Source organism: Streptomyces cyslabdanicus (assembly GCF_052663305.1).
The window spans coordinates 1-18,246 of record NZ_JBQRUW010000034.1 but is presented as its reverse complement, the minus strand read 5'-3'; the positions used below and the strand labels follow the sequence as shown (position 1 = coordinate 18,246).

General features: G+C 71.6%; 17 protein-coding genes and 1 riboswitch. Of the genes, 3 read left to right on the top strand and 14 right to left on the bottom strand.

From position 1 onward, the window contains the following. Nucleotides 1-93: 93 nt before the first annotated feature. The gene (locus tag ACTYVM_RS20160; RefSeq protein WP_445527242.1) at nt 94-1,476 is read right to left on the bottom strand and encodes an NAD(P)/FAD-dependent oxidoreductase; all 1,383 of its coding nucleotides are present in this window, start codon (nt 1,474-1,476) and stop codon (nt 94-96) included. 522 nt (nt 1,477-1,998) lie between these two features. Between ACTYVM_RS20160 and ACTYVM_RS20155 the strand changes: the two genes are divergently transcribed. Then, a complete protein-coding gene (locus tag ACTYVM_RS20155; protein ID WP_445527241.1) occupies nt 1,999-2,271 on the top strand; it encodes a type II toxin-antitoxin system Phd/YefM family antitoxin in 273 nt (90 codons plus the stop codon). Continuing rightward, on the top strand, nt 2,268-2,537 hold the full coding sequence (locus tag ACTYVM_RS20150; RefSeq protein ID WP_445527240.1) for a type II toxin-antitoxin system RelE family toxin: 270 nt from the start codon (nt 2,268-2,270) through the stop codon (nt 2,535-2,537). Before ACTYVM_RS20155 ends, ACTYVM_RS20150 begins: the two co-directional genes overlap by 4 nt. Before the next feature lie 4 nt (nt 2,538-2,541). On the opposite strand, the gene ACTYVM_RS20145 is transcribed toward ACTYVM_RS20150, so the two are convergent. The 13 genes from ACTYVM_RS20145 to ACTYVM_RS20085 all read right to left on the bottom strand — a co-directional run bounded on the left by ACTYVM_RS20145 (nt 2,542) and on the right by ACTYVM_RS20085 (nt 17,222). Further along, complete coding sequence (locus tag ACTYVM_RS20145; RefSeq protein ID WP_445527239.1) at nt 2,542-3,483, bottom strand: Ppx/GppA phosphatase family protein; 942 nt, start codon at nt 3,481-3,483, stop codon at nt 2,542-2,544. Next, nucleotides 3,480-4,025 (bottom strand): DUF501 domain-containing protein, encoded by a 546-nt coding sequence (locus ACTYVM_RS20140; RefSeq protein WP_445527238.1) that lies wholly within the window; start codon nt 4,023-4,025, stop codon nt 3,480-3,482. The genes ACTYVM_RS20145 and ACTYVM_RS20140 overlap by 4 nt, the downstream gene beginning before the upstream one ends. Before the next feature lie 25 nt (nt 4,026-4,050). After that, entirely contained in the window at nt 4,051-4,527 is a 477-nt protein-coding gene (locus ACTYVM_RS20135; protein WP_445527237.1) for an FtsB family cell division protein, read from the bottom strand. A gap of 171 nt (nt 4,528-4,698) precedes the next feature. Then, nucleotides 4,699-5,994 (bottom strand): phosphopyruvate hydratase, encoded by a 1,296-nt coding sequence (gene eno / locus ACTYVM_RS20130; protein ID WP_400032216.1) that lies wholly within the window; start codon nt 5,992-5,994, stop codon nt 4,699-4,701. Between the two features lie 247 nt (nt 5,995-6,241). Beyond that, the gene (locus ACTYVM_RS20125; protein WP_445527236.1) at nt 6,242-6,961 is read right to left on the bottom strand and encodes a transglycosylase family protein; all 720 of its coding nucleotides are present in this window, start codon (nt 6,959-6,961) and stop codon (nt 6,242-6,244) included. Nucleotides 6,962-6,964: 3 nt separating this feature from the next. Further along, nucleotides 6,965-7,132: riboswitch (cyclic di-AMP (ydaO/yuaA leader) on the bottom strand. A 182-nt stretch (nt 7,133-7,314) separates the two neighbouring features. Beyond that, nucleotides 7,315-8,358: a transglycosylase family protein gene (locus tag ACTYVM_RS20120; protein WP_445527235.1), complete on the bottom strand. Its 1,044-nt coding sequence runs from the start codon at nt 8,356-8,358 to the stop codon at nt 7,315-7,317. Nucleotides 8,359-8,580: 222 nt separating this feature from the next. Further along, nucleotides 8,581-9,834 (bottom strand): cytochrome P450 family protein, encoded by a 1,254-nt coding sequence (locus ACTYVM_RS20115; protein ID WP_445527234.1) that lies wholly within the window; start codon nt 9,832-9,834, stop codon nt 8,581-8,583. A 73-nt stretch (nt 9,835-9,907) separates the two neighbouring features. Next, complete coding sequence (locus tag ACTYVM_RS20110; protein WP_445527233.1) at nt 9,908-10,888, bottom strand: nucleoside triphosphate pyrophosphohydrolase; 981 nt, start codon at nt 10,886-10,888, stop codon at nt 9,908-9,910. 149 nt (nt 10,889-11,037) lie between these two features. Continuing rightward, nucleotides 11,038-11,685 carry a SurA N-terminal domain-containing protein gene (locus tag ACTYVM_RS20105; RefSeq protein ID WP_445527232.1) on the bottom strand — a complete coding sequence of 216 codons (648 nt, stop codon included), beginning with the start codon at nt 11,683-11,685 and terminating at the stop codon, nt 11,038-11,040. Between the two features lie 148 nt (nt 11,686-11,833). Continuing rightward, nucleotides 11,834-12,667 carry a glycoside hydrolase domain-containing protein gene (locus ACTYVM_RS20100; protein WP_445527231.1) on the bottom strand — a complete coding sequence of 278 codons (834 nt, stop codon included), beginning with the start codon at nt 12,665-12,667 and terminating at the stop codon, nt 11,834-11,836. Nucleotides 12,668-12,863: 196 nt separating this feature from the next. After that, complete coding sequence (locus ACTYVM_RS20095; protein WP_445527230.1) at nt 12,864-14,402, bottom strand: serine/threonine-protein kinase; 1,539 nt, start codon at nt 14,400-14,402, stop codon at nt 12,864-12,866. Further along, a complete protein-coding gene (locus ACTYVM_RS20090) occupies nt 14,399-14,986 on the bottom strand; it encodes a hypothetical protein (protein WP_445527229.1) in 588 nt (195 codons plus the stop codon). The genes ACTYVM_RS20095 and ACTYVM_RS20090 overlap by 4 nt, the downstream gene beginning before the upstream one ends. Nucleotides 14,987-15,173: 187 nt before the next feature. Then, nucleotides 15,174-17,222 carry an N-6 DNA methylase gene (locus tag ACTYVM_RS20085; protein WP_445527228.1) on the bottom strand — a complete coding sequence of 683 codons (2,049 nt, stop codon included), beginning with the start codon at nt 17,220-17,222 and terminating at the stop codon, nt 15,174-15,176. Nucleotides 17,223-17,465: 243 nt separating this feature from the next. Between ACTYVM_RS20085 and ACTYVM_RS20080 the strand changes: the two genes are divergently transcribed. Then, nucleotides 17,466-18,155, top strand: coding sequence for an Rv1352/Rv1906c domain-containing protein (locus ACTYVM_RS20080; protein ID WP_445527227.1), 690 nt, complete (start codon nt 17,466-17,468; stop codon nt 18,153-18,155). Nucleotides 18,156-18,246 lie beyond the last annotated feature (91 nt).

Genomic DNA, 18,246 nt, shown 5'->3' with positions numbered 1-18,246 from the left:
CAACGGCGCTGCCTCACGCCCACCGGAACGCCGAAGGACCTCCCGCACCACGGATGGCGGGAGGTCCCTCGGTTGGTTCGTCGGACCGGGAGGTCAGGAGGCCTTGGCCTTCTCCTCGGTCTTGCTCGCGGCAGGCACCGGCGCGGGCTTGGCCGCCTCGTAGAACTCCTCGCGGGGGTTCTCCATGGCGCCGAGGGAGACGACCTCGCGCTTGAGGAACATGCCGAGGGTCCAGTCGGCGAAGATGCGGATCTTGCGGTTCCAGGTCGGCATGGCCATACCGTGGTAGCCACGGTGCATGTACCAGGCGAGACGTCCCTTGAGCTTGATCTTCATCTTGCCCATGACGATCATCGCGACGCCCTTGTGCAGACCGAGGCCCGCGACCGCGCCCTTGTTGGCGTGCTCGTAGTCCTTCTGCGGGAAGCCCCGCATCTGGGACATCACGTTGTCGCCGAGGACCTTGGCCTGGCGCAGCGCGTGCTGGGCGTTCGGCGGGCACCAGGCGTTCTCGTTGCCCGCCCGGCGGCCGACGAGGTCGGGCACCTGCGCGTTGTCACCGGCGGCCCAGATGTAGTCCGTGCCCTGCACCTGGAGGGTGGGCGCGCAGTCGACGTGGCCGCGCGGTCCGAGCGGCAGGCCGAAGCGGGACAGCACCGGGTTGGGCTTGACGCCCGCGGTCCACACGATCGTGTTGGAGTCGACCTCGAGGCCGTTCTTGAGCACCACGTGGCCGTCGACGCAGGAGTCCATGGACGTGGAGAGGTAGACCTCCACACCGCGGCCCTCGAGGTGCTCCCGGCCGTACTGGCCGAGCTTCGGGCCGACCTCGGGGAGGATCTTGTCGGCGGCGTCGACGAGGATGAAGCGCATGTCCTCGCGGGACACGTTGTTGTAGTACTTGGCCGCGTCGCGGGCCATGTCCTCGACCTCACCGATGGTCTCGGCGCCGGCGAAGCCACCGCCGATGAAGACGAAGGTGAGCGCCTTGCGGCGGATCTCCTCGTCGGTGGTGGAGTCGGCCTTGTCGAGCTGCTCCAGGACGTGGTTGCGCAGTCCGATGGACTCCTCGATGCCCTTCATGCCGATGCCCTGCTCGGCGAGCCCCGGGATCGGGAAGGTACGGGACACCGCGCCCATCGCGATGACCAGGTAGTCGAAGGGCAGCTCGTACGCCTCGCCGACCAGCGGGGCGACCGTGGCGACCTTGCGGTCCTGGTCGATGGTGGTGACCCGGCCGGTGAGGACCTCCGCCTTGGGCAGCACGCGTCGCAGCGGGACGACGACGTGCCGGGGGGAGATGCTGCCGGCTGCGGCTTCGGGGAGGAAGGGCTGGTAGGTCATGTACGAACGGGGGTCGACGACCGTGACGGTCGCCTCTCCGTAGCGCATCTTCTTGAGGATGCGCCGAGCTGCGTACAGGCCTACGTACCCACCGCCTACTACGAGGATCCTGGGACGCTCCGTGGTGCTCATGGCATCGAGTATCCACCTGCCCCAGGGGGGTCGCTCGTGCGCCCCTTCACAAGGTTGGGCAGGCCCTGTGCTAAACTCCGCGCCCCCGTTCGGCGGGTTCCGGCGGCGACAGTCGCCCGCCGTCCGGTTCGGACCGTTGTCAAGGCCGCGTGAGCTGCTCGTCTGACCGAAGAAGGTCCCCGCCGAAGGGGCCCTGCGGCCCCTCCAAGTCCCCTTCCTGGCGCTCACCCGAGCACGGTTTTCCCCCTGCTGAGACCCCGAAAGGGCCCCCGGAGGCCCTTTCGGCCCTTGACAGGGCCGAATTCCTTGTGAAGAAGTTCACGAAGTTTTCCTGGCGGAGCGTCACCGACGGGCCCCTCGGTGACGCTCACACGGTATCCCGACTGCTCAACCGTAGGCTACCGGCCAGTAGGCCCGGCGGAGGCGGCCTACGCCACCGACCACGCGATGCCGTCGAGCATCACTCACGAACGCGACTCCCGAACCGGGCCGCGTGTACACGTGAGCGCGTACACTGATCTCATGACTGAGAACACCGTGACCGTACGGGAAGCCCGCGCGCACCTCGCCGACCACATCAACCGGGCCGAGCAAGGCGTTCCGACCGTCATCACGCGCAACGGCGCTCCGGTGGCAGCCGTGGTCCCGATCGCGGACTTCGAAGCGCTGGAGGAAGCGGCCGACGTCATGCTGGCGCGCGAAGCCGAAGCGGTCCTGGCCGAGGGCGGCCCCACAGTGACGATGGCGGAACTGCTGGCGGACCTGTTCACCGAGCGGGACGGCGAGGCGGCGTGAAGTACGCCTTCCGGTTCACCACGGCGGCGCAGCGGCAACTCCGGGTCATCAGTCGGCCCGACGCCATGCGCATCCTGACCGCGCTGACCGCGCTCGGTGACGACCCGTACCGCGAGGACGCCGACGTCAAGAAGCTCACCGGCCCGTCCGGGCTCTACCGGCTCCGGGTCGGGAGCTACCGGGTCGCCTACCAGATCAACGATGGTGAACTCGTCATCCTCGTCGTCAAGGTGGGCGACCGCCGGGACGTGTACCGCAACCTGTAGGCGGTCAGGCCAAAGACCATCCGATCCCGTCGAGGATGTCGTGTTCGCTGACGACGACCTCGTGTGCGCCGATGCGCTCCATGACGGCCAGCAGGACCAGGGCGCCCGCGCCGATGACGTCGACACGGCCCGGGTGCATGGACGGGATCGCCGCGCGCTCGGCGTGCGTGGAGCGCAGCAGGCGGTCGCTGATCTCGCGGACACGGTCGCGGGAGACGCGTGAGTGGTGGATGGCCGCCGAGTCGTAGGCGGCCAGGTCCTGCGCGATCGCCGACACCGTCGTCACCGAGCCGGCCAGGCCCACCAGGGTGCGCGCCTCACGCAGCGGGACCGTCTCCTCGGCGAGGTCGAGCGCGGCCTCGACATCGGCCCGTACGGCGGCGATCTGCTCCTCGGTCGGCGGGTCCGTGACCACCCCGTCCCGCACCAGGTGACGCTCCGTCATGCGGACGCAGCCCACGTCCACCGAGCGCGCCGCGCGGACGTGGTCGTCGCCCACGACGAACTCCGTCGAGCCGCCGCCGATGTCCACCACCAGGAAGGGCCGGGCGAGGTCCGCACGGCCCGCCAGCTCCTTCGTCGCCCCCGTGAAGGAGAACTCCGCCTCCTGGTCACCGGAGATCACCTCGGGCTCGACGCCGAGGATGTCCAGCACCCCGCGCACGAACTCGTCCCGGTTCTCGGCGTCCCGGGAGGCGGAGGTGGCCACGAAACGCAACCGCTCGGCGCCGTGCTCCTTGATGGCCTCGGCGTACTCCCGGCAGGCCGCGAAGGTCCGCTCCAGCGCCTCGGGGGCGAGCCGTCCGGTGCGGTCCACGCCCTGGCCGAGCCGCACGATGGTCATGCGCCGGTCCAGCTCGTGCAGTTCGCCCGTCGCCGGGTCGGCGTCCGCGACCAGCAGGCGGATGGAGTTCGTGCCGCAGTCGACGGCCGCGACCCGGGTCATGCGCCGCCCTCCTCGGCGTCGGCGGGACCGGCGGGCGTCACGCACGGGCCCTTGCGCCACCACTCGGGCAGCATCGCGATCGCCTCGTCCCCGAGCGGGTTCACGCCCGGCCCGGCGGCCAGCGAGTGGGCGACCAGGACGTGCAGGCACTTCACCCGGTCCGGCATGCCGCCCGCGCTGGGGAAGCCCGTCAGCTCCTCGATCTCGTCCCGGCGCCGGACGTAGTCCTCGTGCGCCGCCCGGTAGGCGGCCGCCAGCTCCGGGTCGGTGGCCAGCCGCTCCGTCATCTCCTTCATCACGCCGTCGGCCTCCAGCGTGCCGATGGCCGAGGCGGCGCGCGGGCACGTCAGGTAGTACAGCGTGGGGAAGGGCGTGCCGTCGGGCAGCCGGGGGGCCGTCTCCACGACGTCGGGCTGCCCACAGGGGCAGCGGTGCGCGATCGCGCGCAGCCCGCGCGGCGGCCGCCCGAGCTGCTGCTTGAAGGCCTCGACGTCCGCCTCGGTGGGCTCGGTGCGCTCAGTGGGCGGCGGTGGGGTTTCCATGCCTTGCGTACATCTCTCTGTCGGTTCACTGGTCGGAGGCGTCGGACTTGTCGACTCCGTCCCAGACGTTGGCGTACCAGGGGCGGCGGGCCGACCCCCGGTCGGCGCGGGACTGGTCGGCCGGGCCCGGGTCGACCACGACGTAGCCGGTCTCGCCGGGCTTCACGTAGTGCAGCCGCCGCCGGATCTGCTGTTCGGCGTAGGCGTCGTCCTGCCAGCGTGCCTTGAGGTCGCGCAGTTGTTCCACCCGCTGCTGGGCCTGCCGCTTCTGCCGTTGCAGATCGGCGATGTCGGCGCGCTGGGAGACGTACTGCCGCATCGGGTACGCCAGGGCGACCACCATCGAGCACAGCACCAGCGCGAGCAGCGCCGCGCGGCCGGTGAGGCGGGAGCGGCGGGCCTGGCGCCGGGTCTGCGAACGGTAGACACGGGCCGCGGTCTGCTCACCGAGCAGCCTGAGCCTGGTCGTGGTGGAGAACCGGTCCCGGTCCTTGACCGCCATCGTCCCGCGCCTCCCGTTCGTGCCCGTGCACAGACGTGCGTACGTCCCCGGACACGGTACGGGACCGGGTACGGGGACGTACGTGCGACTGGCGAAGCCTTACCCTTTGCGGCTCAGCCGCCGGAACAGCTCAGCCCTTGCTGTGCCTACTGGTCCGCGGAGCGGCTGTGCCTACTGGTCCGCGGAGCGGAACCTGGGGAAGGCCGAACGGCCGGCGTACACCGCGGCGTCGTCGAGGATCTCCTCGATGCGCAGCAGCTGGTTGTACTTGGCGACGCGCTCGGAGCGGGCCGGGGCGCCGGTCTTGATCTGGCCGCAGTTGGTGGCGACGGCCAGGTCGGCGATCGTGACGTCCTCGGTCTCGCCGGAGCGGTGGGACATCATGCACTTGAAGCCGTTGCGCTGGGCCAGCTCGACGGCGTCCAGGGTCTCGGTGAGCGAACCGATCTGGTTCACCTTCACGAGCAGCGCGTTGGCGGCGCCCTCCTCGATACCGCGGGCGAGGCGCTCGGGGTTGGTGACGAAGAGGTCGTCGCCGACGAGCTGGACCTTGTCGCCGAGCTTGTCCGTGATGACCTTCCAGCCGGCCCAGTCGTCCTCGAACAGCGGGTCCTCGATGGAGACGAGCGGGTAGGCCGCGACGAGCTCCTCGTAGTACTCCGTCATCTCGGCGGCGGAGCGCTCCTTGCCCTCGAAGAGGTACTTGCCGTCCTTGTAGAACTCGGAGGCGGCGACGTCGAGCGCGAGGGCGATCTGCTCGCCGGGGGCGTAGCCGGCCTCCTTGACCGCCTCGAGGATGAGGTCGAGGGCCTCGCGGTTGGAGCCGAGGTTCGGGGCGAAGCCGCCCTCGTCGCCGAGACCGGTGGACAGGCCCTTGCTCTTCAGGACCTTCTTCAGGGTGTGGTAGACCTCGGTGCCCCACCGCAGGGCCTCGGAGAAGGACTCCGCGCCGATCGGGGCGATCATGAACTCCTGGATGTCCACGTTGGAGTCGGCGTGCGAGCCGCCGTTCAGGATGTTCATCATCGGCACCGGCAGCAGGTGCGCGTTCGGACCGCCCAGGTAGCGGAAGAGCGGCAGGTCCGAAGCCTCGGAGGCGGCGTGGGCGACGGCGAGGGAGACGCCGAGGATGGCGTTGGCGCCCAGCGAGCCCTTGTTGTCGGTGGCGTCCAGGTCGAACATGGCCTGGTCGATCAGGCGCTGCTCGGTGGCGTCGTAGCCGACCAGCTCGGGGCCGATCTGCTCGATGACGGCCAGGACGGCCTTCTCGACGCCCTTGCCCTGGTAGCGATTGGGGTCGCCGTCACGGAGCTCGATGGCCTCGAAGGCACCGGTGGAGGCGCCGGAGGGGACGGCGGCACGACCGGTGCTGCCATCGTCGAGGCCGACCTCGACCTCGACCGTGGGGTTGCCTCGGGAGTCCAGGATTTCCCGGGCTACGACGACGTCGATGGACGGCACGAGCATCTCCTTCTGGGATGTGACGCTGGAAGTGCGGGGCGTGAGCCTTGCGACTAGAGCCTAACCGTCCCGGGGCGGCGACCGGCCGACCGACCGCCTCCTGGACAGGGTGACGGTACCCATTGTTCCCGCTCGGAACAAAGGGGAGGGGAAGGTTCGGGAACGACCCGCCGGCCGGGAGGCGAAAAACCCCGCCCCGGCGCGTAGGGGGGAACACGCCGGGGCGGGGAGCCCATGGGGGCGGAACGGGCCCTTACTTGAGGTGGAGCTGCTGGCCCGGGTAGATGAGGTCGGCGTTGTCGACGATGTCCTTGTTCAGCTCGAACAGCTTCTGCCAACCGCCCTGGACCTGGTGGGTCGCGGCGATGGAGCTGAGGGTGTCGCCGGAGACCACCTTGTACTCGCCGTCGCCCTTCTCGACCTTCTTGCCGGTGGGCGTGGTGACGGTCTTGGTCGGGGCCGGACGCGTCGCGGAGCGGTTGGCGGCCTGCTGCTCGGTCGAGCGGTCGCCGGCGCTCCCGGTGGAGCCGCCGTTCGACGACGAGGAGGACGACGAGGCCGACGAGGAGGACGGGGCCGCGGGGGCGCTGCCGGTGTAGGCGGCGCCGGACAGGCCCTTGCCGCAGACCGGCCAGGCACCCTTGCCCTGGCCCGCGAGGACCTTCTCGGCGACGGCTATCTGCTGCGACTTGGAGGCCAGGTCGGCGCGCGACGCGTAGGCGGAACCGCCGTACGCGGCCCAGGTGGAGTTGGTGAACTGGAGGCCGCCGTAGAAGCCGTTGCCGGTGTTGATGGACCAGTTGCCACCGGACTCGCACTGGGCGACCGCGTCCCACTCGGAGGCGGTGGCGGCGGAGGCCTCGCCGACCGCCATCAGCGGGGCGGCGACGGCGGCGCCGGCGACACCGGCGAGCACGATGACACGGGTGGCCCTGGACGTATGGCGGTGCTTGCCCTTGCTGGAGAACAGCATGGAGGATCCCCTCACCGACGCCTGCGAGGTGAGCTGTCGGGTTCGGGCCGGATGAGTTGCCCGGCCGTGCCTCTCGCGTGAGGCACGGCTCCACCCCTAGCCGCTCCGGTCAACTGCCCGGCGCGGCACTTACCTTGGGTCCCCCGCTCCTGCCCACGGCGCTTGACGCGACGACTGTTCCCGTGCGGCCGCTGGCAGGATTCGGCGTTGCGGCAGCCGGGGCTCGCGGTGACGAGCGGTCACGACCGTAGGCATGCGCTCCGCCGAATTCCAAAGACGATCAGGGCTTCTGAGACTCATCCCACACTTTCGTCGAATGGGACATTCGGTGCGAAGTGTGACGTGAACTCCCGCTAGTTTTGGGGCGTTTCGGCAGGGACAATCAGGGTCTGACCGGCAGTGATGTGGTTCGGGTCGGAGCCGATCGCCCTCTTGTTCGCGGCATACAGCGCGTCCCATCCGCCCTGGAGGCCGAGGGAGTCGGCGATGGACTCGAGCGAGTCGCCGGAGCGGACGATGTAGGAGCTGTCGGCGCGGACGGCGTGGCGACCGGAGGACGCCACGGCATGCCCGCCGGCCGAGTCCTCGACGGCACTGCCGCCGCGATGCCGTCCGGAACCGAGCGCTCCCGTGTCGACGAGGGCCGAAGTGCCGCCGGCCTGCCACGACTTGTCCGTTTCGCCCGTCTCCGGCGCGAACGAGGGCGAGGCGTCAGGCGACTGGGACCCGCTTGCCGTGACATCGGGGGACGTGTCGGACTTGCCCGGCTTGCCCTTCTTGGCGGGCGAAGTCGGCGAAGGGGAGGACGCGCCGGGGGAGGCGGTCGGCGAGCCGGAGGGGTCGACCGATGCGGGATCGGTGTCCGAGGAGCCGTGCGAGCCGGACGAGTCGACGGAATCGGTCGATCCGGTCGACGCCTGCGACGAGTCGGTCAGACCGAGGTCGTCCGTGATGGAGTTTCGGGAGGAGTCGGAAGATCCAGACGAATCACCCACGCCGGTGTCGACCTTCGCCGCCCCGGACTTCTTGCTGAGCCCGGAGAGCAGCCCGCACGTCGGCCAGACACCGGGGCCCTTGTCGGCGAGCAGCTTCTCCGCCACGGCTATCTGCTGGGACCGGCTGGCCTGGTCGGCACTCGGAGCGTAGTCGAGGCCGCCGTACTTCTCCCAGTCGTCCTGCGTCAGTTGCAGGCCGCCGTAGAAGCCGTTGCCGGTGTTGGCGCTCCAGGCGCCGCCACTTTCGCACTTGGCCACCTTGTTCCACGCGCCGCCGTCGGCCGCGCTGGCGGCGCCGGCGCCGATCAGCGGGATGGCGATGGCGGATCCGGTCACTCCGGCGGCGACGAGGAGGGCCGGAGCCTGACGGGGCCGACGGTGACGGCCGTTCCCGGAGAGCATACGGAGACCTTTCGTGCGACAGCGTTGACCGGCGCGGCGACCGGGGCTCGGTGCCACGCCGATGGGTGAAAGTAGCGGCTGACGATCGCTTGTCACAAGTTCATGCCGCACAGATCACGTGAAGATCACACAGTTGAGCGGGTGTCATCTTCGTGGCCGTCAGTGGGTAGGCGCGGTGCGGCGGCAGGCGCCTTTTCCGGCCTTGTCCGACTTCCCTCCGACTTACCGACCGGGGGTGAACCGCACTGGCAGCGTCCGCAGTCCGCGCATGATGAGCCCACCGCGCCAGCGCAAGTCGGCTGGATCTGTGTCCAGTTGAAGGTCGGGGAGCCGGGTGAGGAGGGTGGCCAGCGCGGTCTGGCCCTCCAGACGGGCGAGCGGTGCGCCGAGGCAGTAGTGGATGCCGTGTCCGTAGCCGACGTGCTGATTGTCACGCCGCGCGAGATCCAGGACGTCGGGTCCGGCGAACCTCTCCGGGTCCCGGTCGGCGGCGGCGAGGACGACGAGGACCGGATCGCCGGGGGCGATGTCCTGCCCGCCGATGGTGAGCGGCCCGGTGGCGTAGCGCCAGGTGGCCAGTTCCACCGGTCCGTCGTAGCGCAGGAGTTCCTCCACGCCCGTCTCCAGCAGGTCGTCGTCCCCCTCGGCGAGGGACCGCTGGAGCAGGTCCCGCTGCTCGGGATGGGTGAGCAGGGCGTAGGTGCCGTTGCCGATGAGGTTGACGGTGGTCTCGAAACCGGCGAACAGGAGGATGAAGGCCATGGCGGCGGCCTCGTTCTCGGTGAGGTGCTCGCCGTGGTCGGAAGCGCGGATGAGAGCGGAGATGAGGTCCTCGCCGAGGGCGGGCTCGGCCGGGAGCGCCTCGCGCTTGCGGTGGATGAGGTCCGCGAGATAGCCGCGCATCATCTTCACCGAGCGGGCGACCCCGCCGCGCGGGCCCTTGCCGTGTCGGATCATCATGGCCGCCCAGTCCCGGAAGTCGTCCTGGTCCTCGCGGGGGACGCCCAGCAGGTCGCAGATGGCGTAGATGGGGAGGGGGAAGGCGAACTCGTGGATGAGGTCGGCGGTGCCACGCCCGGCGAACCCGTCGATGAGTCCGTCGGCCAGCTCCTGCACCCGCGGGGCGAACTCGGCGACGCGGCGCGGGGTGAACGCCTTGCTGACCAGTCGGCGCAGCCGGGTGTGGTCCGGCGGGTCGATGTTCAGCAGGTGAGTCATCAGCTCGGCCTTGCGCTCGCCGGGGATGCCGGTCTTGCCCTTGGCGTGCGCGGACCCGGCGTGGTGCGCCGGGTTCTTGCTCAGCCGCTGGTCGGCCAGGGCCTGCCGGGCGTCCGCGTACCGGGTGACCAGCCAGGCCTCGACTCCGCTGGGCAGACGGGTCCTGTGCACGGGGGCGTGCTCACGGAGCCAGGCGTAGGCCGGGTAGGGGTCGCTCGCGAACTCCCGGGTGAACAAGGTGGGTGGCTGGTCGTGCATACGGCCGACCCTAGCGTCGGCCCGTCCGCGCGGTGGAGCCGCGTGCCGATGCCGCCCGGTGCCCCTCGGGCCTTCAGCCGCGCTCCGTCCTGACGATCGCGTCCCGGTACGCGCGCGCCGCCGCGCGCAGCGCCGCCTCCGGATCGACGCCCTCCGCCTCGGCGCGGGCGGCCAGGGCCAGCAGCTCGTACCCGTAGCCCTCACTCTGCGGGAGGGGGACCTCCAGGCCCGCGGTGCGGACCCGGGAGGCCAGCTTGGCGGCGAGGGCGAGGCCGGGCTGGCCGAGGGGGACGCCCTCGGTCACGGAGGTGCGCTGCTTCTCCTCGGCCTTGGTGCGCAGCCAGTGCTCCTTGACCTCTTCCGGGGTGGTGGCGGTCTCGTCGCCGAAGACGTGCGGGTGGCGGTGGATCAGCTTGGCGACGATGGTGCCGGCCACGTCGTCGATGGAGAACGGCTCCTCGGGGTCCTCCTCGGCGATCCGGGAGTGGAAGACCACCTGGAGCAGGACGTCGCCCAGTTCCTCGCGCAGTTCCTGGCGGTCGCCGTCCTCGATCGCCTCGACCAGTTCGTACGCCTCCTCGATGCCGTACTTGGCCAGGCCCTTGTGGGTCTGCCGGGACGACCAGGGGCACTCGGCGCGGATGCGGTCCATGACCTGGACGAGGTCGAGCAGGCGGGCGCCGGGCAGGTCGTAGGAGGCGGGCAGCAGCTCCAGCTCCGGCATGTTCACACGGCCGGAGCCGGCCAGGCGGGCCAGTCCGTCGGTCAGGGCGGGCTCGCCCTCGCCGGTGGCCACGACGACGACCGTACGCCCGCCGGCGCACGCGTCGACCAGTTCCTCGGCGGTGGGTGCCGCCTCGTCCACGGCTATGCCGGCCTCGCGCAGATACGGCAGCTGCGGATGGGCGCCGTCCGCGCACAGCACCCGGTCGGCCGCCCGCAGCGCCTGCCAGGAGGGCCAGGACAGCAGCCCGGGGGCGACCCGGTGGCTGGTGGTGAGCAGGACGATCCGGCCCGTGGCCGCTGCGGAGGTGGTCGCGCTGGTGGTGTTCACGGTCCGAACGTAACGCACACCGGCGACGTCACCCCGGGTTGTCCACAGGCCGGGGGCCGGTCCCCCGGCCCGGTTGTCCACAGGCCCGGCCGCCCGGCGTCCGGCCTTCCGGTATCCGACCGTCCGACCGTCCGGCCGCCCGGGTCCGGTCAGGCCGGCTGCTGCGCCTGCTCCGCCGGGACTTCCCGCAGCCAGGGCGTCTTGGCGTCCACGAGGGTGCTCTTCTCGACGTCCCAACTGCCGTAGCGCGGGTTGAGGTCGACGTGGAGTTCGGCGGAGGCCTCGGACAGCGCCTTCCAGAAGGCCGGCTGGCCGGCGTCGGTGTGCAGATGGTCCGCGAGCTTCTGCGCCTCCAGCTGGAGGCGGAGGTTGTCGTCGAGGCGCCGCGGTGGCACTCCGTACCGCTGAAGCCAGGTGTCCTCGAGCGCCTTGGCACCGCCCGCCTGCTGTTCGAGACCGGCGCGCAGCTGCTGGATCTCACTGCGGTCGACGCTGAGGCCGGCGTTCCGGGCGGCGCGGTCCAGCACCCGGTCGAGCACCATCTGGTGCAGCGTGTCCCGGGTGAGGGTGGCGGTCGCGGCGACGGCCTGCTGGTACTGCGTCTCGTCGGCCACCGAGGCCCGCTGCGCCTCGCGCACCTCGCTCACCCGGCTCTGCAACTGCCCGACGGTGATCCGCTGACCGCCGACCACGGCCGCCGCGCCCGGACGCGCGTCGCTTCCACAGGCGGTGAGCAGGGGTGCCGCCGCGAGGAGTGCGGCGGACAGGACGAGCGCGGTGCGACGGCGGCGGTGCAAGGAAACCTCCCGGGGTGGAGATTGTGCGGCGGTGCACAAAGTCTTGCGATGATCGATGGTAGGCAGCGGCCGGGCTCTGGCCAACCCATTCGACCAACGATTCACCACGACTTCGGGCACCGTCACTCCACGTCCGCCCTGGCGGACGTCACCCGGTGATCGCCACCGGGGCGTCCCAGGCGTCGCGGTCGACGGTGAGGGTGTAGCCGCCGCGGGTCTCCTTGCTGTTCACCATGTACTGGTGGGCGCGGCTGTGGTCGGTGAACTGGGTCTTGCCGAACGGCCAGTCCGTGGTGGTGGTGTCCTTGCCGTCCCACAGGGCGTACCAGAGGTTGCCCGGCAGGTCGGTCCTGTCCGTCGCGGTCGCGACGGCCTTGGCGCTGGAGCTGGTGAAGCCGTAGAAGCCGGCCCGGTACGTCTTGGCGCGCAGCTCCTTGCCGAAGGCGCGGACGTAGGCCAGCACGGCGTTGTTGCACGCCTTGTCGGTGATGTCGTACGGCTCCATGTCGAGGTAGACCGGGCTGCCGGCCTTCATGCCGAGCGCGGAGGCCTTGGCCACCGCGTCCTTGGCGTCGGCGGTGCCGAGGGAGGAGGCGGTGGCGGCGGTGAGCTTCTCCGGGTTGGCGCTCTTCTGGCAGGGCGGCTGGGCGCCGACGTACAACGGGACGAGCTTCCAGCCCTGGGAGCTGACCGACTTCACCCAGGAGGCGGTGAGGTTGGGCTGGGCGCAGCCGCGGTTCTTTCCGCCGATGTAGACGGCGGCGGCGCCGTAGTACTTGTCGGCGCGCCAGGCCTTCATGGCGTTCAGCGACGGCGCCGTGCAGGTGTCGAAGGCGCGGCCGGTGAAGGTCTTCTGCGCGGGCCAGGCGGTGGTGGCCGCCATGGACGTCTGGGCCGCGATCCCGGCGCCGGCGACGACGACGGCCCCGGCCGCCGCCCATGTGAGATATCTGCGCTTCTTCGACTGCCGGTGCTCGGCCATCCCCACCCCTTTTGTCGTGTACGTGCTGGTGCGCACTGTGGGGGCACGCTAGTCGACGAAACCTCTCTGATCACAAAAGCTTTCGCCTCGCAGGCCACAAGAATCACTCAAGCCGCAGCAAAAACACGCGCGTGGTAGCCGCTCTCCAGGGCGCCACCCGCGGCGCATGCCACCGCGCCCCGGGGTGAACCCGCGGTCAGCCGTGCACCTGCCCCAGCCACTGCAGGGTCCGCCGGACCTCGCCCGGAAGCGGGTGTCCGGGGCCATGGCGGCGCTCCGCGTCGTGCAGCAGGCGCAGCAGGGTGTCGTGGGCGGCCGCCCGGTCGCCGAGGGCCAGGAGCAGATGCCCGATGCGGCGGCGGAGCTCGAAGGGCAGGTCGGGGTCGGCGGCCGTGTACGGGTTCTCCGCGAACCGATTCTCGAAGTACGGCAGCAGGGCCCGGTACTCGGTGAGCGCCGCGGCCGGTTCGCCGAGCTGTTCGAGGCACTGCGCGGCGTCGTAGCGGAACCGGAGGGACTGCGGGTCGGCGGGGCCGGCCTCGGCGGCCCGTTCGTCGGCCAGGCGCCGCAGTTCGGGCAGGGCCAGCCGGTACTGGCCGTCGTCCATCAGCGTGGCCGCATACTGCTTGCGCAGCGTGCGTACGACCGGGGAGTGCTCGCCGTGCTGGGCGGCGGCGGCCGGGAGGATCGCGCCGAGGACGTCCACCGCCTGCGTGACACGGCCCTCCCCGAGCAGCCGCTTGACCTCGTCCACGGCCCCCGCGACATCGGGTCTCCCGACCGCCGTGGCCGGCTGCGGCCGGGGGGCCGGGACACGGGCCCGGTCCGGCCACGGGGCGTGCGGACGGAGGAAGGGGCGTGTGGGGTCGAGGGGGGCGCCCGTGGGCGTACCGCGCCCAGGGAGGAGCGGGAGCAGCTGCTCGTAGGTCTCCTGGGCCGAGGCCGGACGATGCTGCGGGTCCTTGGCGAGCAGGCGCAGCACGAGCGTTTCGAGCGCCTCGGGCACCTCGGGGCGTAGTTGGCGTACCGGGACGGGTGGCTCGTAGAGGTGGCGGTGCAGCACGCCGAGGGCGGTGGTTCCGGTGAAGGGCACCTGCCCGCTGAGGAGTTCGTGCAGCAGCACGCCGAGGGCGTAGAGGTCGGTGTACGGGCCGACCGCTCCGCCCATCGCCTGCTCGGGCGCCATATAGGCGGGCGAGCCGATGGGGGAGCCGGTGTGGGTGAGGCGGGTCGTGTCCGTGTCCATCACCGAGGCCACACCGAGGTCGAGGACGGTGACCGTGCCGTCCTGTTTGACCATCACGTTGCGGGGCTTGAGGTCCCGGTGCACGATCGGCACGGCGTGCACGGCCGACAGCACGGCGCACAGCTGCGCGGCGACGGCCACCGACCACTGCCAGGGATAGGGGTCGTGCTCGGCGAGGTGGTCGGCGAGGTCTGCCCCGTCGACGTACTGCATCACGAGGAACAGCTCCTCGCCCTCGCTGCCCGCGTCGTGCACCGTGACCAGCCCGGGGTGGTCGACCCGCGCTGTCACCCTGCACTCCCGCACGAAGCGGCGGCGCAGTTCGTCGGCCTCCTGGCCGGCCACCTTGTCCGGGCGCAGCAGCTTGACCGCCACCCGCCGGTCCAGGCGCTGGTCGTACCCCGTCCAGACCTGGCCCATGCCGCCCTGGCCGATGATCGTGGACAGTTCGTAGCGTCCGGCTACGACGCGTCCGGTCGCCATGGTCACCGGCCGTCCTCGTGCTTGCGGAGGTAGTCGCTGAGCTCGTCGAGTTCGGCCCGGACCTGGTCGATGCGCGCGGGGGCGGGATGCTGCGGCTGCGGGGGCGGCGGGACCGGCGTGTACGGGGCCGGCGGCACCGGCGTGGACTGGGTGACGGCGTAGGGCTGCGCGGGCGGGTAGCCGTAGCCCGGCTGCGGCGGCGTGGGCGTCGGACAGACCGGCGGTGCATAGGTCGTGGCCTGCGACGGCATCGGACCGACGGGCGGCGCGGTGCGGTGGTGGGCTATGTCGACGACCAGGAAGTAGACGGTGCTGTACACGGCGAGGAGAAGGAGCAGGCACAGCGCGATGTCGCTCCGGTGATCGTCCTCCGGGAGCTCTCCGACGACGGCGAAACAGACGATGGACAGCGGCAGGCTGACCGAGGCCAGTACCCAGTCCCTCGCCTTTCCGCGCAGCATGGCCACCCGGAACAGCGGAAGGCAGGCGAGCAGTCCGCAGGTGAGGATGCCGGTGGCGGCGAACAGTACGCGCAGGAAGATGACCGTGCCCGAAGTGCGGGTGGGCGGCTGCGCGCCGTGGCCGTACATGGCTGCTCCTGGACCGTGGTGAGGACGGACGAAGGTCGAAGTCCGAGCGTATAGCCCTCCTCGGACACACGGTCACGGGTTGTGCGGAACCGTTGTGTCCCCCGGCCGAACGGTGCGGGCGGGCGCTGTCGCGGGTGCGGTGCGCGGCAGCGCCCGGGCGCTCAGTCCGGTGTGAGTGTGCCGTCTGTCAGTCCGGTGCGACCGTGCCGTCCGTCAGTCCGTCGTACAGGCCGCGGACGAGCTGTTCCCCGAGGCGGCCGGCGAGGCGCAGCGCCTCCTCGAACGAGGCGAGCGCCCGGAAGCGTTCGCCGTAGCGGCGTTGCCGGTCCAGGGGGAGCCGGGGCAGCTGGAGGCGGCGCACGTCGAGCCGGGTCGCGGTGGAGGCGTAGCTGCTGGCCTGGCGGTTGTTGGCGGTGCCGTGCAGGAAGCCGGCGAGGAACCAGGGGTCGAGCGCGGCCGGGTCGGGGCGCAGCAGGGTGAGGTTGCGCCCCAGGGCGGCTCCGGCGGTCGCCCGGTCGATCACCCGTGCGACGGCGCCGCCGCCGAGGACGGGCACGACGACGTCGCCCTCCTCGACGAGAACCGGTTCCTCGCCGACCGCGGGCAGCGTCCCGGACGGCGGGGAGCCGGCCAGGACGTCATGGTCGGTGAGCACCCGCGCGGACGGGCCGTTTCCTCCGGTACGCAGCACCAGGGCGCCCCCGCGGGCGAGTTCGCCGACGGTGGTGAGTGACCAGCGGGCCGGCTCGGCGGTGCCGAGGGGGGCGCCGTCGGACCCGGACGAGGGCGCGGGGAAGGGCGGGGAGAGTTCGGCGGTGCGGCGGAGGGTCTCGCCGAGACGTGCGCTCAGGGCCGTGAGCTCCTCGGCGCCGCCGCCCGCCGCGGGCGGCGGGAGATGACGGGCGGGGGCCAGGTCGACATCGTCGTCGAGCAGTTCGATGACGGGTACGGAGCGGCTCACGCCCGGCACCTCCGGGGCGCTGCCGCCGCGCGCGAACGGGCGCCAGGCGTCGAGGACCGCGGTGCGCACGGACTCCCAGTCCGAGTCGCCGCGGGCCTCGGCGACGGCCGCGCCGCCGTCCGCGACCAGCAGCTCCGGGTGCGCGGGCGCCCGTTCGGGGCGGCACAGCACCCACAGGTGCAGGGGGATGTTGTACGGGGGCGCCGCGCCGGCCGGCAGGGCGATCACGGCGCGCAGGGCGCCGCGGCGCAGCAGATCGGCCCGGATGCGGCGGCCGGAGCGCCGGGAGGCGGCGGCGGGCGGCATCAGCAGGACGGCCGTGCCGCCGTCCCTGAGGCGGGCCAGCGCATGCTGCACCCAGGCGAGTTCGGATTCCGTACGGGCCGGGAAGCCGTACTCCCAGCGGGGGTCGTAGGCGAGTTCGTCATGGCCCCAGTTGCGTTCGTTGAACGGCGGGTGGCACAGCACCACATCGGCCCTGAGGGTGTCGAACGCGTCCGCCCGGAGGCTGTCCCCGGCGGCGGTGCGCACGGCCGCCCCGGTGTGCAGGGCGAGGCGCAGCGCGGTGAGGGCGGCCAGTCCGGGGTCGCTGTCCTGGCCGTGGAGCCGCTGGTCGGGTACGGGGGCGACGGCGCGCAGCAGGGCGCCGGTGCCGCAGGCCGGGTCGAGGACGGTGCGGGCGGGTCCCGCGAGGTCGGCCATCAGGGCCGCCGGGCCGCCCGGGGTGAGCGTGTACTGGCGGGGGTTGGCGTCGAGGTGCCGGCCGAGGAGGAACTCGTACGCCCCCGGGGCGCCCAGTTCGGCGGCGAGTTCGGCGACGCCGCGCAGCAGCGGGGCCGAGGCCCGGAGCCGTTCGGCGTCCGGGACGGGCACGACGGGCGCGCCGAAACGGACCGTGAGCACCTGTTCGAGGGCAGTGGGCAGCAGTTCGGCGAGGTGCGCGTCGGACCCGTCGCTCGCCTCCTTCCAGGCCCCGGGCCGGTCATGGACGAGTACCAGGACACAGCCCGCCTGGACGAGTGCCGTCAAGGGTCCCTCCGGATGGCCGGCCAGCTGCTGCCACACCCGCTCCCGCAGCGGCACCTCGGCGAGCTTGCCCTGGCGGCGCAGCCAGTCCTCCACCTCGGTGAGTGCGAAGGAGGGACTGGTCTCGGTGCCGCCGACCGGCCGGGGGAAGTCGGGGTGGCGGCGGCGCCAGTTGCTGACGGCGGCCCGGCCGACCCCCGCGAGCCGGGCGATACCGGCGGCGGTCACCTCTGTCCCGTTGTCCTCCACCCACCGGCTCCCCTCTGCCCCGTGCAGCCCTTGGGTGCGGCGTCGTCCCGGTTCCCCGCGCACGCTCCGCACCTTCCGTGTGGCATCGAGCATACCGATGCATGCAATAGCTCCCCCTTCACGCGCGTGCACATGACTCGAAGCGTGAACCGTGTTGACTCGGTTCACAAGCTCTGGTCTTATTAACCCATCGAACGGGCGATCCGCCGGGACACCGGCGCATCGCGGGGGGAGGGGCCTGTCATGGGCATGAAGGGCAAGATCGCGCTGGGCGTGGTGGTCGGGGTCGTCGTGATCGGGGCGGTGTCCACCGCGGGGGGCGGCGACGGCACGACCGACAAGGCCGACAAGGGCTCCGCGTCCTCCGGACAGCACTCCGGATCGGGGTCCGGCGACAAGGGCGGGGCCGGCACGAAGGACAAGGAAGACAAGGCCCCGGCATTCGACGGCGACGGCAGCTATGTGGTCGGCAAGGACATCCAGCCCGGCACCTACAAGACGGCCGGCAACTCCGACAGCTGCTACTGGGAGCGCGCCAGGGACGCCTCGGGCGAGTTCGAGTCGATCCTCGCCAACGACAATGTCACCGGCACGAGTTATGTGACCGTCAAGGCCAGCGACAAGCTCTTCAAGACGAATGGCTGCGAGGGCTGGCAGACCGTCGGGGGGAAGCCGTCCGGCGCGCCCGCCACCCAGAAGATCGGCGGCGACGCGGGGATGCTCCGGGTCGGCGTCGACATCGCCCCCGGCACCTACAAGTCCGCCGGCAACAAGGACGACGGGTGCTACTGGGAACGCACCAAGGACGCCCTGCACTCCCTGGAGTCCATCGCGGCCAACGACAACGTCACCGGGACCGCCGTCGTCACGGTCGCCGCCGGTGACGCCTACTTCAAGACCACGGGCTGCAAGGACTGGACGAAGTCCTCCTGACGCCCGCCGGGTGCCGGGGGGGGGGGGGGGGGGGGGGGGGGGGTGCCCTCCCCCCCCCCCCCCCCCCCCCCCCCTTCCCCCCCCCCCCCAC